At 70.6% G+C, this 14,018-nt stretch carries 15 protein-coding genes; 6 read left to right on the forward strand and 9 right to left on the reverse strand.

The window, feature by feature from the left end; all coding sequences use genetic code 11:
• The first annotated feature begins 15 nt into the window (after positions 1-15).
• The 4 genes from IF00_RS0123480 (at position 16) to IF00_RS0123495 (ending at position 3,453) form a co-directional block, all read left to right on the forward strand.
• A complete protein-coding gene (locus IF00_RS0123480; RefSeq protein ID WP_030321096.1) occupies positions 16-933 on the forward strand; it encodes a F0F1 ATP synthase subunit gamma in 918 nt (305 codons plus the stop codon).
• Complete coding sequence (atpD, locus tag IF00_RS0123485) at positions 933-2,375, forward strand: F0F1 ATP synthase subunit beta (protein WP_030321098.1); 1,443 nt, start codon at positions 933-935, stop codon at positions 2,373-2,375. The genes IF00_RS0123480 and atpD overlap by 1 nt, the downstream gene beginning before the upstream one ends.
• A gap of 114 nt (positions 2,376-2,489) precedes the next feature.
• Positions 2,490-2,864: a F0F1 ATP synthase subunit epsilon gene (locus tag IF00_RS0123490; protein WP_024761909.1), complete on the forward strand. Its 375-nt coding sequence runs from the start codon at positions 2,490-2,492 to the stop codon at positions 2,862-2,864.
• Between the two features lie 142 nt (positions 2,865-3,006).
• The gene (locus tag IF00_RS0123495) at positions 3,007-3,453 is read left to right on the forward strand and encodes a DUF2550 domain-containing protein (protein ID WP_030321101.1); all 447 of its coding nucleotides are present in this window, start codon (positions 3,007-3,009) and stop codon (positions 3,451-3,453) included.
• 55 nt (positions 3,454-3,508) lie between these two features.
• Here IF00_RS0123495 and IF00_RS0123500 read toward each other — a convergent pair whose 3' ends face one another.
• From IF00_RS0123500 to IF00_RS0123510, 3 genes are all read right to left on the reverse strand, one after another.
• Positions 3,509-5,356 carry a glycosyl hydrolase family 18 protein gene (locus IF00_RS0123500; protein ID WP_030321103.1) on the reverse strand — a complete coding sequence of 616 codons (1,848 nt, stop codon included), beginning with the start codon at positions 5,354-5,356 and terminating at the stop codon, positions 3,509-3,511.
• Positions 5,357-5,479: 123 nt separating this feature from the next.
• Complete coding sequence (locus IF00_RS0123505) at positions 5,480-6,133, reverse strand: response regulator (RefSeq protein ID WP_030321105.1); 654 nt, start codon at positions 6,131-6,133, stop codon at positions 5,480-5,482.
• Positions 6,130-7,326, reverse strand: a complete 1,197-nt coding sequence (locus IF00_RS0123510; protein ID WP_030321106.1) for a sensor histidine kinase — start codon at positions 7,324-7,326, stop codon at positions 6,130-6,132. The genes IF00_RS0123505 and IF00_RS0123510 overlap by 4 nt, the downstream gene beginning before the upstream one ends.
• Positions 7,327-7,478: 152 nt before the next feature.
• On the opposite strand from IF00_RS0123510, the gene IF00_RS0123515 reads away from it, so the two are divergent.
• A complete protein-coding gene (locus IF00_RS0123515) occupies positions 7,479-8,102 on the forward strand; it encodes a hypothetical protein (RefSeq protein ID WP_030321108.1) in 624 nt (207 codons plus the stop codon).
• Here the strand turns inward: IF00_RS0123515 and IF00_RS0123520 are convergent.
• The 3 genes from IF00_RS0123520 to IF00_RS0123530 are packed head-to-tail and all read right to left on the reverse strand — an operon-like array spanning position 8,022 to position 10,166.
• Positions 8,022-8,594, reverse strand: coding sequence for a cob(I)yrinic acid a,c-diamide adenosyltransferase (locus IF00_RS0123520; protein WP_030321109.1), 573 nt, complete (start codon positions 8,592-8,594; stop codon positions 8,022-8,024). The genes IF00_RS0123515 and IF00_RS0123520 overlap by 81 nt on opposite strands.
• 13 nt (positions 8,595-8,607) lie before the next feature.
• Positions 8,608-9,357, reverse strand: a complete 750-nt coding sequence (locus IF00_RS0123525) for an ABC transporter permease (protein WP_030321111.1) — start codon at positions 9,355-9,357, stop codon at positions 8,608-8,610.
• 35 nt (positions 9,358-9,392) lie between these two features.
• On the reverse strand, positions 9,393-10,166 hold the full coding sequence (locus IF00_RS0123530; RefSeq protein ID WP_030321113.1) for an ABC transporter ATP-binding protein: 774 nt from the start codon (positions 10,164-10,166) through the stop codon (positions 9,393-9,395).
• Positions 10,167-10,272: 106 nt separating this feature from the next.
• On the opposite strand from IF00_RS0123530, the gene IF00_RS0123535 reads away from it, so the two are divergent.
• Positions 10,273-10,911: a TetR/AcrR family transcriptional regulator gene (locus IF00_RS0123535; protein WP_030321114.1), complete on the forward strand. Its 639-nt coding sequence runs from the start codon at positions 10,273-10,275 to the stop codon at positions 10,909-10,911.
• Between the two features lie 61 nt (positions 10,912-10,972).
• Here IF00_RS0123535 and IF00_RS0123540 read toward each other — a convergent pair whose 3' ends face one another.
• The 3 genes from IF00_RS0123540 to IF00_RS0123550 are packed head-to-tail and all read right to left on the reverse strand — an operon-like array spanning position 10,973 to position 13,921.
• On the reverse strand, positions 10,973-12,121 hold the full coding sequence (locus IF00_RS0123540) for a cysteine desulfurase family protein (RefSeq protein WP_030321116.1): 1,149 nt from the start codon (positions 12,119-12,121) through the stop codon (positions 10,973-10,975).
• Positions 12,122-12,170: 49 nt separating this feature from the next.
• Positions 12,171-12,938: a hypothetical protein gene (locus tag IF00_RS45130; protein ID WP_030321118.1), complete on the reverse strand. Its 768-nt coding sequence runs from the start codon at positions 12,936-12,938 to the stop codon at positions 12,171-12,173.
• The gene (locus tag IF00_RS0123550) at positions 12,935-13,921 is read right to left on the reverse strand and encodes an EamA family transporter (RefSeq protein WP_051820565.1); all 987 of its coding nucleotides are present in this window, start codon (positions 13,919-13,921) and stop codon (positions 12,935-12,937) included. Before IF00_RS0123550 ends, IF00_RS45130 begins: the two co-directional genes overlap by 4 nt.
• Between the last annotated feature and the right edge of the window lie 97 nt (positions 13,922-14,018).

Raw genomic sequence — 14,018 nt, forward strand, 5'->3', positions numbered from 1 at the left:
GAAGGGACCTGACTCATGGGAGCGCAGCTCCGGGTCTACAAGCGTCGCATCAAATCCGTCACCGCGACGAAGAAGATCACCAAGGCGATGGAGATGATCGCCGCCTCGCGTGTCGTCAAGGCGCAGCGCAAGGTGCAGGCGTCGACTCCGTACGCGACCGAGCTGACGCGCGCGGTCACGGCGGTGGCCACGGGTGCGAACGACAAGCACCCGCTGACCACTGAGGCGGAGAACCCGATCCGGGCCGCGGTCCTGCTCCTCTCGAGCGACCGTGGTCTGGCCGGTGCCTTCAACTCCAACGCCATCAAGGCGGCGGAGAAGCTGACGGCGAAGCTGGAGGGCGAGGGTCGCGAGGTCACCATCTACGTGGTCGGCCGTCGTGGCATCGCGCACTACAACTTCCGTGAGCGGAAGCTGGCCGGCTCGTGGACCGGGTTCACGGACCAGCCTTCGTACGGCGACGCCAAGACGATCGCGGCTCCGCTGATCGAGGCGATCGAGCAGGACACGGCCGAGGGTGGTGTGGACGAACTCCACATCGTCTACACCGAGTTCGTCTCGATGATGACGCAGACCGCGGTCGAGGCCCGGCTGCTGCCCCTCAGCCTCGACGAGGTGGCGAAGGAGGCGGGCGACTCGGACACGCTTCGTCCGCTGTACGACTTCGAGCCGTCGGCGGAGGACGTCCTCGACGCCCTGCTGCCGCGGTACGTCGAGAGCCGGATCTACAACGCGCTGCTCCAGTCGGCTGCTTCCAAGCACGCTGCCACGCGCCGCGCGATGAAGTCGGCGACCGACAACGCGGGAGACTTGATCAACAACCTCTCCCGACTTGCCAACGCGGCCCGCCAGGCCGAAATCACCCAGGAAATCAGCGAGATCGTCGGTGGCACCGCAGCCCTGGCCGACGCGACCGCGGGGAGTGACAAGTAATGACGACCACTGTTGAGACGGCCGCCGCCACGGGCCGCGTCGCCCGGGTCATCGGCCCGGTCGTCGACGTGGAGTTCCCCGTCGACGCGATGCCGGAGATCTACAACGCGCTGAACGTCCAGGTTCCGGACCCGGCCGAGGAGGGCGCGACCAAGACGCTGACCCTCGAGGTCGCCCAGCACCTCGGTGACGGCGTTGTCCGCACCATCTCGATGCAGCCCACCGACGGCCTGGTCCGCCAGGCCCCGGTGACCGACACCGGCACGGGCATCACCGTGCCCGTCGGTGACGTCACCAAGGGCCGCGTGTTCAACACGCTGGGTCAGGTGCTGAACGCGGACGAGTCCACCGTGGCCGACGCGCCGCGCTGGACGATCCACCGCAAGGCCCCGGCCTTCGACCAGCTCGAGTCCAAGACCGAGATGTTCGAGACCGGCCTGAAGGTCGTCGACCTTCTCACCCCGTACGTCAAGGGTGGAAAGATCGGTCTGTTCGGTGGTGCCGGTGTCGGCAAGACCGTTCTGATCCAGGAAATGATCGTCCGTGTGGCCAAGCTGCACGACGGTGTGTCGGTCTTCGCGGGCGTCGGCGAGCGCACCCGTGAGGGCAACGACCTCATGGTGGAGATGGAGGAGGCCGGCGTTCTGGACAAGACCGCGCTGGTCTTCGGCCAGATGGACGAGCCCCCGGGCACCCGTCTCCGCGTGGCCCTCGCCGGTCTGACCATGGCGGAGTACTTCCGCGATGTGCAGAAGCAGGACGTGCTGTTCTTCATCGACAACATCTTCCGCTTCACCCAGGCCGGTTCCGAGGTGTCGACCCTGCTCGGCCGTATGCCCTCCGCGGTGGGTTACCAGCCGAACCTGGCCGACGAGATGGGTCTCCTCCAGGAGCGCATCACCTCGACCCGTGGTCACTCGATCACCTCGATGCAGGCGATCTACGTCCCCGCGGACGACCTGACCGACCCGGCTCCGGCCACCACCTTCGCCCACCTCGACGCGACGACGGTTCTCTCCCGTCCGATCTCCGAGAAGGGCATCTACCCGGCCGTGGACCCGCTGGACTCCACGTCCCGGATCCTGGACCCGCGCTACATCGCGCAGGACCACTACGACGCCGCCACGCGCGTCAAGGGAATCCTGCAGAAGTACAAGGACCTCCAGGACATCATCGCGATCCTCGGTATCGACGAGCTGAGCGAGGAGGACAAGCTCGTTGTCCACCGCGCCCGCCGTGTCGAGCGCTTCCTGTCCCAGAACACCCACGCGGCGAAGCAGTTCACCGGTGTGGACGGTTCGGACGTTCCGCTCGACGAGTCGATCGCCGCGTTCAACGCGATCTGCGACGGTGAGTACGACCACTTCCCCGAGCAGGCGTTCTTCATGTGCGGTGGCATTGAGGACCTCAAGGCCAACGCCAAGGAGCTCGGCGTCTCCTGAGCCCCGTGCTCTCCCGAGGGGGGCGGGATTCCGGTCCCGCCCCCCTCACCACGCCCCCTAGAATTGACCCCAACACCCGGCACGACCGCCGGGTGGTGACCCGAGGAGCCACCCTTGGCTGCTGAGCTGCACGTCGAGCTGGTCGCCGCGGACCGGAGTGTCTGGTCCGGCGAGGCCACCCTGGTCATCGCGCGTACCACCTCCGGCGACATCGGCGTCATGCCCGGCCACCAGCCGCTGCTCGGTGTGCTGGAGTCGGGCCCGGTGACCATCCGTACCAGTGAGGGCGCGACTGTCGTCGCCGCCGTCCACGGTGGATTCATCTCGTTCGCCGACGACAAGCTGTCTCTGCTCGCGGAGATCTGCGAGCTGGCGGACGAGATCGACGCCCAGCGCGCCGAGCGCGCGCTGGAGCGTGCGAAGTCGGATTCCGACGCGGCCGCCGAGCGGCGCGCCGATGTCCGGCTGCGCGCGGTAGCGGTCCGCTGACGGTCCGCGCAGAGTAGTGCCCTCAGCCGCGGCACGGCTGGAATTTTCCAGACCGTGCCGCGGCTGAGGCGATGCAGATGCAGGTTGTATTCGGTTCTGCCGGCGGTGCCGGCTACGGGACGCAGCGAGGAGGTCGGTGAAGATGTTCCTCGCTCTGCTCGTGTGCGGCCTGGTCGTCGCACTGGTGGTGATCGGGCTCTTCGTCTTCGGCTTGCGCCGGAGGCTGATTCAGCGTGCCGGCGGCACCTTCGACTGTTCGCTGCACTGGAACGTCCCGGACGAGCCGGATCCGAGCGGCAAGGGCTGGGTGTACGGCGTCGCCCGCTACAGCGGTGACGAGATCGCCTGGTTCCGTGTCTTCTCGTACGCGCCCCGCCCGCGCCGGACCCTGGAGCGTTCCTCCATCGTGGCCCTGGAGCGCCGGATGCCGGAGGGCGAGGAGGAGCTCGCGCTGCTCTCCGAGATGGTGATCCAGCCCTGTATGTACGAGGGCGTCCGCCTGGAGCTCGCGATGAGCGAGGACGCCCGGACGGGTTTCATGGCCTGGCTGGAGGCGGCGCCTCCCGGGCAGCGGGTCAACGTGGCCTGAGACGTGAGAAAGCGGGGGACGGCGTGCTGCGTCGTCCCCCGCTTCGTCGTAGGTGCTAGTTCAGGCCGGTGTTGATGGCGCCGACGAGCTCGCCGTTGCCGGTGTCACCGCTGAACTCCCAGAAGAACGCTCCGCCGAGGCCCTGGTTCTTGGCCCAGCTCATCTTCGAGTTCACGGTGGCCGGGGTGTCGTAGCTCCACCAGTTGCTGCCGCACTTGGCGTAGGCCGTGCCCGCGATCGTGCCGGTGGCCGGGCAGGAGGTCTTGAGGACCTTGTAGTCCTCGATGCCCTGCTCGTAGGTGCCGGGGGCGGGGCCGGTCGCCGTGCCGCCGGGGGCGGCCTGGGTGACGCCGGTCCAGCCGCGTCCGTAGAAGCCGATGCCGAGCAGCAGCTTGTTGGCGGGGACGCCCTTCGCCTTGAACTTGGCGATCGCCTCGGCGGAGTTGAAGCCCGCCTGCGGGATGCCGGCGTACGAGGTGAGCGGGGAGTGCGGGGCCGTCGGGCCCTGCGCCGCCCAGGCGCCGAAGAAGTCGTACGTCATGACGTTGAACCAGTTCATGTACGGCGCGGCGCCCGCGTAGTCGGCGGCGTCGATCTTGCCGCCGGCGGAGGCGTCGGCCGTGACGGCCGCGGTGACCAGGTAGCTGGGGCCGAACTTGGCACGCATGGCCTGCATCATGTTCTTGAAGGAGGCGGCGCCGCTGGTGTCACAGGACAGACCGCAGGCGTTGGGGTACTCCCAGTCCAGGTCGATGCCGTCGAAGACGTCGGCCCAGCGCGGGTCCTCGATCAGGTCGTAGCAGGACTGCGCGAAGGCGGCCGGGTTCTGGACGGCCTGACCGAAGCCGCCGGACCAGGTCCAGCCGCCGAAGGACCACAGGATCTTGATGTTCGGGTAGGCCTTCTTCAGCTTGCGCAGCTGGTTGAAGTTGCCGCGCAGCGGCTGGTCCCAGGTGTCGGCGACGCCGTCGACGGACTGGTCGGCGGTGTAGGCCTTGTCGTAGTCGGCGTAGGCGTCACCGATGGTGCACTTGCCGCCCGTGACGTTGCCGAAGGCGTAGTTGATGTGGGTGATCTTGGACGCGGAGCCCGAGGTCACGATGTTCTTCACGTGGTAGTTGCGCCCGTAGACGCCCCAGTTGGTGAAGTAGCCCATCTTCACGGCGTTGGGGTTCGGCTGGCCGCCACCGCCGCCGGTGGTGCGGACGGGGGCCGCGCCGGAGTCGGGGCCGGTCTGGTCGACGGTGTCGCGGGCGACGACCGTGTAGCTGTAGTCGGTGCCGGCGGTCAGGCCCGTGTTGGTGTATGTGAGGCCGGTGACGGTGGCGACGGTGGTGCCGTCGCGCTTGACGTCGTAGTTCTTGATGCCCTTGTCGTCGGTGGCCGCGGTCCAGGTGAGCTTCACCGAGGTGTCGGTGATGTCGGAGGCGACGGGGGTTCCGGGGGCCGTGGGGGCGTTGTCGCCGGGCTGGCCGGTGCCGTCGCAGGCGGCGCCGTTGATCTTGCAGCCGCTGGGGGCGCCGGGGCCTGCGCCGTTGTAGCCGAAGGAGACGGAGGCGCCGGGGGCGAGGGTTCCGTTCCAGCCGACGTTCTTGGCGGTCCAGTGGTTACCGGAGCTGGTGACGGTGGCGTCCCAGGCGGAGGTCACGGAGGTGCCGGCGGGGTAGTCCCACTCGACGGTCCAGGAGTTGATGGTGGTGGTGCCGGTGTTCTTGACGGTCCAGCCGGCACCGAATCCGGTGCCCCAGTCCTGGGTCTTGGTGTACGTGGCGGTGGCCGAGGTGGCCGCTTCGGCGGGGGTGGCGAGGCCGACCATGGCGGCGAGGGGCAGGATCAGGGCGGTGAGACCGGCGGCGGCCCGGTGTCTGAACCCTGTTCTGCGCGTCGGTGCTTGAGTGCTCAACGGTGCTCCTCAAGTTGCGGACGGACATGGGTGGGGGTGGTCCGTGAAGATGCGCGCGCCCCGCGAGCGTAGGAAGGTCTGGACCAATCGTCAAGAGGTCCAGACCAACGTCGCCGAGTCGGCTCAGACTCCCAACTCCTGTGCCAGGACAGCCGCTTGGACCCTGCTCCGCAGCGCCAGCTTCCCGAGCACCTTGCTGACATGGGTCTTCACCGTCGCCTCCGCCATGTCGAGCCGTACCGCGATCTCCGCGTTCGACAGGCCCTGGCCGAGCGTCGACAGGACCTGCCGCTCCCGGGGGGTCAGGACATCGAGCACGGAGGGGTCCGTCTTCGCGGTCGACCGCACCGGAGCGCCCGTCGCCGCGAACTCCGCGATCAGCCGCCGGGTCACCGCGGGAGCGATCAGCCCCTCGCCGCGCGCCACCGTCCGGACCGCCTCGATCAGCTCCCGCGCCTCCGCGTTCTTCAGCAGGAAGCCCGAAGCCCCCGCCCGCAGCGCCCCGAAGACATACGCGTCGAGATCGAAGGTCGTCAGGACCAGCACATCGGCGAGGCCCTCCGACACGACGATCCCGGTCGCCGTCACCCCGTCCATCCGGGGCATCTGCACATCCATCAGGACCAGATCGGGGCGCAGCTCGCGGGCGAGCTCCACCGCCCGCTCGCCGTCCGCCGCCTCGCCGACGACCTCGATGTCCGGTGCGCTGCCCAGGATGAGCACAAGCCCCGCCCGTACCGCGGACTGGTCTTCGGCGACCACCACCCGCACTGTCATGCCCGCTCCTCGTCTTTCACGTCCATGGGCAGTTCCGCCCTGACCTGCCACTGCTTCCGCCCGTCGAGGTCCGTCACCGGACCCGCCTCGAAGGCGCCGCCGAGCAGGTCCACCCGCTCCCGCATCCCCACAAGGCCGGCGCCCGAACCGGGCGCGGTCGGGCCGGGGCGTTCCCCGAGCGGACTCGTCACCTCGACGGTAAGGGTCACCCGTCCGCCGGTGAGGACCACCCTGACCTCGCCCGGAGCCGCGTGCTTGAGCGCGTTCGTCAGGGACTCCTGCGCGATCCGGTACGCGGCCAGTTCCACCGGCGCCGGGAGGGACTCCGTCGACTCCCGGCCGTCCTCCAGGACGAGGTCGAGACCGCTCGGCCCCGCGTTGGCCCGCGCCTGGGCGATCAGGGCGTCCAGACCTGCGAGGGTGGGCGCGGCGGCCGGCTCCGGGTCGCCGCCGCTGTCCCGGAGGAGGCCGATGAGCCGCCGCATCTCCGAGAGGCCGGCGACGCTGTTCTCCCGGATCACGGTCAGCGCCTGCCGGGTGGTGGCCGGTTCGTCGATCGACATCGCCGCGGTGGAGTGGATCGCGATGGCCGAGAGGTGGTTCGCGACCATATCGTGCAGTTCGCGCGCCATCCGGGCCCGCTCGGCGACGACGGCCTGGGTGCGGTCCATCTCGGCGAGCAGTGCGGTCTGCTCCGCGCGGAGCAGGGCGGCGTCGGTGGCCTGGCGGTGATTGCGGACGATCGCTCCGGTCAGCGCGGGCAGGAACGAGATCATGCCGGTGATCAGGCCGACCACCAGAGCGATCGCGTTCTGCCACCAGACCAGGAAGCCGATCGTCAGGCCGATCGTGATGAGCCCGGTCAGATACGGGATGCGCCGGGCGGCGGCGGCCGTCCCGTACAGCACGGCCGCGTAGACCAGGTCCGTGAACATCAGCGCGGTCACGAGCGTGCCGTAGGTGAACTGGTCCGCCACGAGGGCGACCGTGCCCACGTTGAGGGCGGTCAACGGCCTCGTCCGGCGCAGCGCCAGCATCGCGGTCATGACGAACAGCGGGATCAGGGTCGCCCAGCGCGCGGTGATCATCCGGTCGGTCTGGGTGTGCAGTCCGAAGGACCACATCAGCAGACCGATGGCGAGGCCGCCGGCGGCCATGAGCAGGTCGAGGCGGTGCGGTCGGGGGAGTGTCACGTTCCCATCCAACACGGCGCGCCCGCCCCGGGCCTCGCCGTCCAGGCCGATCCGCTCCTCCGTCGAAGGATGTAGTCGCACGTCGTCATCGGCGACGACGATCCGGGCGGACCGCCGGGGGACGCTGAGGGGGTACCGAAAGGGGAACCGTCGTGATCGTCACGCTGATCGTCATCTGCGAGGTGGGCTTCTGGGTCCTGCTGGCAGCCGGCCTCGCCACCCGCTACCTCCTGAAGATGCCCCGGACGGGTATCGCGCTGCTGCTCTGCGAGCCGCTCCTGGAGGTTCTCCTCCTCGTCGTCACCGCGATCGATCTCAAGAACGGCGCCGACCCCAGCTGGAAGCACGGTCTCGCCGCCCTCTACATCGGCTACACCGTCGGCCACGGCCACCGCACCGTGAAGTGGCTCGACGGCCACGCCGCCCACCGCTTCGGCGGCGCGCCCCGGCCCCCGAAGCCGCCGCAGTACGGGATGGCCCGCGCCCGCCACGAGGGCAAGGTCTGGCTCGGCTCGGTCACGGCGGCGGCCGTCGCCTCGGGGCTGCTGCTCCTGGCCGCCCTGTACGTCGGCGACGACGGGAACACCGACAGTCTCCACGGCTGGATCTTCGTCGCCTGGCGGGCGGCGGGCATCCACGGCCTGATCGCGCTCAGCTACGCGATCTGGCCGCGGAAGGCCCCTGGGGGAGAGGTCTCAGCGGTCCCCGCCCGGGACCCACAGCACGTCCCCGACCTCCTTGTTCGCCGTCCGGGCAAGGATGAAGAGCAGGTCTGAGAGGCGGTTGAGGTACGTGGCGGTCAGGGCGTTCATCGTCTCGCCGTGCGCCTCCAGGGCCGCCCAGGTCGAGCGCTCCGCCCGCCGGACCACCGTGCACGCCTGGTGCAGCAGCGCCGCCCCGGGCGTGCCGCCCGGCAGGATGAAGGAGCGCAGCTTGTCGAGCTGCTCCAGGAAGAGGTCGCAGTCGGCCTCCAGCTTGTCGACGTACGACTGCTCGACCCGCAGCGGCGGGTACTTCGGGTCCTCGACCACCGGAGTGCAGAGGTCGGCGCCCACGTCGAACAGGTCGTTCTGCACCCGGACGAGGACCTTCACGACCTCCCCGTCGAGCTGCCCGAGGGCGATCGCCGTACCGATGGCGGCGTTGGCCTCGTTGGCGTCGGCGTAGGCCGAGATCCGCAGATCCGTCTTGGCGGTCCTGCTCATGTCGCCGAGCGCCGTGGTGCCCTGGTCGCCGGTACGGGTGTAGATGCGTGTCAGATTGACCATGGGACCAGCCTAGTTAGGCGATGGCCTTCTGGAACGTCCGTGTGCCGACCGTCACGGCGAGCGCCGCGACGCCTAGGGCGACGAGCACTCCGTACAGCAGCGTCGGTGTCGTGTAGTGCCCGACGTACGCCTCCCGGACCGCGTCCACCAGATGGCGGAACGGCATCAGGCGGGAGAGGGCGTCCAGCCAGCCGGGGGCGAGGGTCATCGGCAGCATCAGGCCCGACAGCAGCATCGCCGGCATCGCGAGCGTGTTGATCGCGGGTCCGAACTCCTGCGGGGTCCGCAGCTTCAGGGCGAGCGCGTACGACAGGGAGGCCAGGGCCACCGAGAGCAGCGCGACGAAGCCGAAGCCGATCAGGATGCCGGCGAGCGGCGCCCTGAGGCCCATCGGCAGGGCGATCAGGACGAGCAGTGCCGCCTGGAAGACGAAGAGGGCGGCGTCCCGCAGGACCCGGCCGAGCAGCAGGGCGAGCCGGCTCACCGGGGTGACCCGCATCCGGTCGAACACGCCCCAGTTCTTCTCCATGATGATCGAGAAGCCGGCGAACGAGGCGCCGAAGAGCCCCAGTTGGAGCAGGAGTCCGGGGACGAGGATCTGCCAGGAGTCGCCCTCGGTGCCGAGCGGCAGCCCGGTGAGCAGCGGCCCGAAGAGCAGCAGGTAGAGCAGCGGCATCAGGGCGCCGAAGAAGATCTGGAACGGGGAGCGCAGGGTCTGGCGGGCGTAGCGATCGAAGAGGAGCGCGGTGTCGTGGAGAAGCATCGGATGTCCTGAGGACGTGAGGGGACCGGGAGGTCCTAGACGGCTACGGGGGTCGTGTCGACGGGGGCCGGACCGCGCCCGGTGACGGCGAGGAACGCGTCCTGGAGGCTGGCGGCGCCGTGGGCGGCCTTGAGGCCGGCGGGGGAGTCCTCGGCGACGACCGTTCCGTTGTCGACGACGACCAGCCGGTCGGCGAGGCTGTCTGCCTCGTCCAGGTAGTGGGTGGTGAGGACGACGGTGGTGCCGTGCTCGTCGCGCAGACGCCGGACCAGGGCCCACAGGTCGGTGCGGCTGCCGGGGTCGAGGCCGGTCGTCGGTTCGTCGAGGAAGAGGATCTCCGGCCGGTGGGTGAGTCCCATGGCGAGGTCGAGCCGGCGGCGCTGGCCGCCGGAGAGCGCCGGGGTCCTGCGGTCGAGGAGCTCGGTGAGTCCGAGGTCGTCCGCGAGTTCCTCGGCGCGGGCCGTCGCGCGGGCCCGGTTCATGCCGTAGAGGCGGCCCTGGGTGACGAGCTCGGAGCGAACGGTCTCCTGGGGGTCGAGGCCGCCGGACTGGGCGACGTATCCGATGCGGCGGCGGACGGCGGCGGGGTCCCGTAGGAGGTCGTGGCCGGCGACGGTGGCGGCGCCGCCGGTGGGCGGCAGCAGCGTGGTGAGCATCCGGAGGGTGGTGGTCTTGCCGGCGCCGTTGGGGCCGAGCAGTCCGAGGATCTCGCCGGACCGGACGGTGAGGTCGATTCCGCGGACGGCCTCGACGGGGCCGCTCCTGGTCGTGAAGGTCCGGGCGAGCCCGGCCGTGCTGATGATGGGCATGGCGACTACAAAAACAGAGTCACTGAAATTTTGCAACGCCTCCAAAATTTCAGCGCAGGCAAGATTGGTGAGGTGCTGAAATTTCAGGGAGCCTAGGATGAGGGGCATGGCCGAGGGACTCAGGGAACGCAAGAAGCGCGAGACGAAGCAGCGGATCTCGGACATCGCGACCGGGCTCTTCCTGGAGCGCGGCTTCGTCCATGTGACCGTCGCGGACGTCGCCGAGGCGGCGGACGTGTCCGTCAACACGGTGTACAACTACTTCCCGGCCAAGGAGGACCTCTTCCTCGACCGGATGGACGGCGTCACCCAGCGCCTCGCCCGCGCGATCCGCGGCCGCGACCGGGGGGAGTCCGCCGCGCGGGCCGTCCTGCGCGAACTCCGCCAGGACATCGGGGCCGTATCACCCGCGTACGGACTCATGGACGGCTTCGACGCCTTCATGAACGTCATCGAGCACGCCCCCACCCTCAAGGCCCGGCTCTTCCACGTCCAGCAGCAGGTCCACGACGCCGTCGTCACCACCCTCCGCGAGGAGACCGGCGCCGCCGCCGAGGACCCGCTGCCGCTGCTCGTCGGCGGACAGCTCGCCTGGATCGAGAGCACCGTCGTCGGCTACATCACCCGCGCGATGACCACCGGGGGCAGGGCGACCGCCGTCTCCCGCGAAGCGCTCGTGCTCCTCGACGAGATCGAGGAGCTGCTGAGCGAGAAGGTGCTGGACTACGCGGTACGCGAGGGCTGACGGGGGCACCGCGCCCCGGGCGACGCCGGCGCCGCGGTCCGGGGACGGCGAGGGCCCCCGGTCAGGCCGAGCGCGCCGGCTCACGGGCGGCCACCGCCGCCAGCGCGCGGGCGGCGGTGGCCGCGTCCGCCTCCGTCGTGAAGCGGCCGAACGAGATCCGGACACTGCCCCGGATCCGCTCCGGCGCAAGCCCGATCGCCCGCAGCACGTGCGAGGGCTCCTGGGCCGAGCTGTTGCACGCCGACCCCGTCGAGACCGCCAGATCCGCGACCTCGAGGAGCAGCTGCTGCGCGTCCACGCCCGGGAAGGACAGGTTGACGGCGTGCGGCAGGAAACCCGGGCCCGTACCGCTGTTGAGCACGTACGGGACGAGATCCGCGAGCTCGGACAGGAACCGCGCCCGCAGCCCCGCGAGCCGTACCGCCTCCGCCTCCCGGCCCGTCGCGAGGACCCCGACGGCCGCGCCCAGCCCGATGACCGCCGCCGTGTTGAGGGTGCCCGCGCGCAGCCCGCGCTCCTGACCGCCGCCGTGCAGCAGCGGCACCAGCGGCGCCCGGTCCGAGAGCCGATTGGCGACGTACAGCACGCCGACGCCCTTGGGGCCGTAGATCTTGTGCCCGGAGAACGTCAGCAGATCGACGCCGAGCGCCGCCACGTCCACCGGCAGCGAGCCCACGCCCTGGGTCGCGTCGCAGTGCAGCGGGACCCCCGCCGCCCGGGTCAGCGCGCCGATCTCGGCGACCGGCTGGACGGTGGCGACCTCGTTGTTCGCGAGCATCACCGAGACCAGCGCGGTGTCCGGCCGTAACGCCGCCGCCACCTGCCCCGGATCGACCCGGCCCTCCTCGTCGACCGGCAGTACCGTCACCTCGTGCCCCGCCTCCCGCAGCGAACGGCAGGTGTCGAGCACGGACTTGTGCTCCACCGCCGTCGTCACCACATGGCGGGCCGCGCCGGGCCGAACGACCCCCTTGATCGCGAGGTTGTTGCCCTCCGTCGCGCCGGAGGTGAAGCAGATCTCGCTGCGCCCCGCCCCGATGAACCGGGCGACCGCCCCGCGCGCCCGCTCGACCTCCCGGAAGGCGCGGATGCCGGCGGCGTGAGGACTGGACGGGTTGGCGTAGCAGTGGGTGGCGGCGAAGGTCATCGCCTCGGCGACCGCCGGGTCCATCGGGGTGGTCGCCTGGTGGTCGAGATAGATCGTGGCCATGCCGGTTCTCCCTCTTCCGTTCGGACGGGTGATCGGAGGTGAAGGGGCGTCAGAAGTCGTACGCCGTGTAGGTCAGGGCCAGTGGATCGACGCAGGAGGGGTCGGCGAAGACGAGGACGATCTCCTCCTCGGGCGTGCCGTGCGTGCGGAGGTAGATCTCCGCGCCCTTGGTCACCTTGTCGCGGTCGGCGAGCGAGTTGATGTCGACGACATGGCGGTGCGCGCAGTCGGGGAAGGCCCGCCGCAGCCGGGCGAAGTAGCGGGCGAAGTACTCGGCGACGATCAACGGGCAGCGCGGTACGACATGGCCGTCCGTGACGACCCCGGCCAGCACCTTCTCGTACTGGCGGGAGCGGAAGACGATCTCGTCGCCCTCGCGGGTGAACAGCGGCCGGGCCGCCGGGTCGCGCAGCCACCGCTTCATCGAACGGGCCGCGCGATTGCGCAGGTTCCGCTCACGGGTGACGGTGAACGAGATCCCGGCCCCGGCGGCCGAGGCGGTGAGCGGGGAGAGGTCGATCCCGGCGGGGCCGGCGGCGGCCGGCAGCGCACAGACGTCGGTGGCACAGGACATCCCGAGGTCGTTGACGATGACGTCGTAGAGCACCTTGTTGCCGCGGTGCAGCCGGCGGGCGGCCGCGCCGGTCTCCTGGGCGAGGGCGAAGGAGTTGAGCGAGAAGGCGCCGATGCCGGCGGCCGTGTCGAAGTAGCCGCCCGCGACGAGGACCGCCGAGCGGGAGGTCGTGGAGACGGTCTCCAGGAGGGGCGCGACGCGGTCCGTGACCTGGGGGCTCCAGGTGCTGGTGGTGTGGGTCATGGGTGCACTCCGTTCTTCCGGGAGGGGGATCGATCGGACGGTGCGGGGGAGGTGCCGGGCGGCTCGGGCGGGGGGTCCGGGGCCGGGTCGGACGTGCCCGGTGACGTGCCGGGCGGCGCGGCCTCCTTGTCCGGGGCGCCCGCGGCCAGGCCCGTGCCGAGGGCCGCGCCCACCACGCAGAGCACGGCCGCCCACTGGAGCCACGTCAGGTGCTCGCCGAGCAGCGCGAGGCCCACCAGGGCCGCGATCACCGGCTCCACCGTCGAGAGGACGGCGAAGACCCGCGGAGGCATCCGCCGCAGCGCGGCGAACTCCAGCGAGAACGGCACCACCGTCGTGAGCACGGCCACCGCGAGCGCGGCCCCCAGTACCCCCGGTTCGAGCAGGACGTCCGCGGGGGGCAGCCCGAGGGCCGGGGCGGCGGGCAGGGCGAGCGCGGCCGCCACGGTGAGGCCGAGGGCCAGGCCCGAGCCGCCGGGGACGGCCCTGCCGACCCGGGCGCCGAGCAGGATGTACGCGGTGAGGGCCGCTCCGGTGAGCAGGCTCGCGGCCAGACCGACCGGGTCGTCCATGCCCTTCGTGCCGCCGAGGACGAGCAGGCCGGCCCCGGCGAGCGCCACCCGGACCCGGTCGAGGGCGCGCCGCGAGGTGACGGCGGCGAGCAGCAGCGGTCCGCTGAACTCCAGCGTCACCACCACGCCGAGGGGGAGCCGTGAGGTCGCCTCGTAGAACGAGAACTGCATCACGGCGAACACGGCCCCGTACGGCAGCAGCAGTCGGCCGTGGGTGCGGAGCAGGCGGGGCGCGGGCCGGGAGAACAGGCAGAGCAGGGTGGCGGCGATGAGCAGCCGTAACAGGGTGGCGCCGGCCGGGCCGGTCTCCTCGAAGAGCCGCTTCGCGAACGCGGAGCCGAACTGGAGGCTGATCATGCCGGTCAGCAGGAGCAGCGGCGCGGGGACGGTCCCCGGGGCGTACGGGCGCATGACGGCGGCTCCTCCCCGTGCGGCGGCAGTCGGACAAGTGCGCTCGACCATATACCCCCCGAGGGTATGTCGCGACCGTGGAGGTGCCCGAACGGGG

It is taken from the genome of Streptomyces flavochromogenes (genome assembly GCF_000717595.1).
In the GTDB taxonomy this organism is placed as follows: Bacteria; Actinomycetota; Actinomycetes; order Streptomycetales; family Streptomycetaceae; genus Streptomyces; species Streptomyces flavochromogenes.

What these genes read in the sequence shown, in the direction of transcription:
- IF00_RS0123550 (WP_051820565.1), bottom strand. Translation starts at nt 13,921, where the DNA reads ATGCGCCCGTACGCCCCGGGGACCGTCCCCGCGCCGCTGCTCCTGCTG.
- atpD (WP_030321098.1), top strand. Translation starts at nt 933, where the DNA reads ATGACGACCACTGTTGAGACGGCCGCCGCCACGGGCCGCGTCGCCCGG.
- IF00_RS0123530 (WP_030321113.1), bottom strand. Translation starts at nt 10,166, where the DNA reads ATGCCCATCATCAGCACGGCCGGGCTCGCCCGGACCTTCACGACCAGG.
- IF00_RS0123535 (WP_030321114.1), top strand. Translation starts at nt 10,273, where the DNA reads ATGGCCGAGGGACTCAGGGAACGCAAGAAGCGCGAGACGAAGCAGCGG.
- IF00_RS0123540 (WP_030321116.1), bottom strand. Translation starts at nt 12,121, where the DNA reads ATGGCCACGATCTATCTCGACCACCAGGCGACCACCCCGATGGACCCG.
- IF00_RS0123520 (WP_030321109.1), bottom strand. Translation starts at nt 8,594, where the DNA reads ATGGTCAATCTGACACGCATCTACACCCGTACCGGCGACCAGGGCACC.
- IF00_RS0123525 (WP_030321111.1), bottom strand. Translation starts at nt 9,357, where the DNA reads ATGCTTCTCCACGACACCGCGCTCCTCTTCGATCGCTACGCCCGCCAG.
- IF00_RS0123495 (WP_030321101.1), top strand. Translation starts at nt 3,007, where the DNA reads ATGTTCCTCGCTCTGCTCGTGTGCGGCCTGGTCGTCGCACTGGTGGTG.
- IF00_RS0123480 (WP_030321096.1), top strand. Translation starts at nt 16, where the DNA reads ATGGGAGCGCAGCTCCGGGTCTACAAGCGTCGCATCAAATCCGTCACC.
- IF00_RS45130 (WP_030321118.1), bottom strand. Translation starts at nt 12,938, where the DNA reads ATGACCCACACCACCAGCACCTGGAGCCCCCAGGTCACGGACCGCGTC.
- IF00_RS0123505 (WP_030321105.1), bottom strand. Translation starts at nt 6,133, where the DNA reads ATGACAGTGCGGGTGGTGGTCGCCGAAGACCAGTCCGCGGTACGGGCG.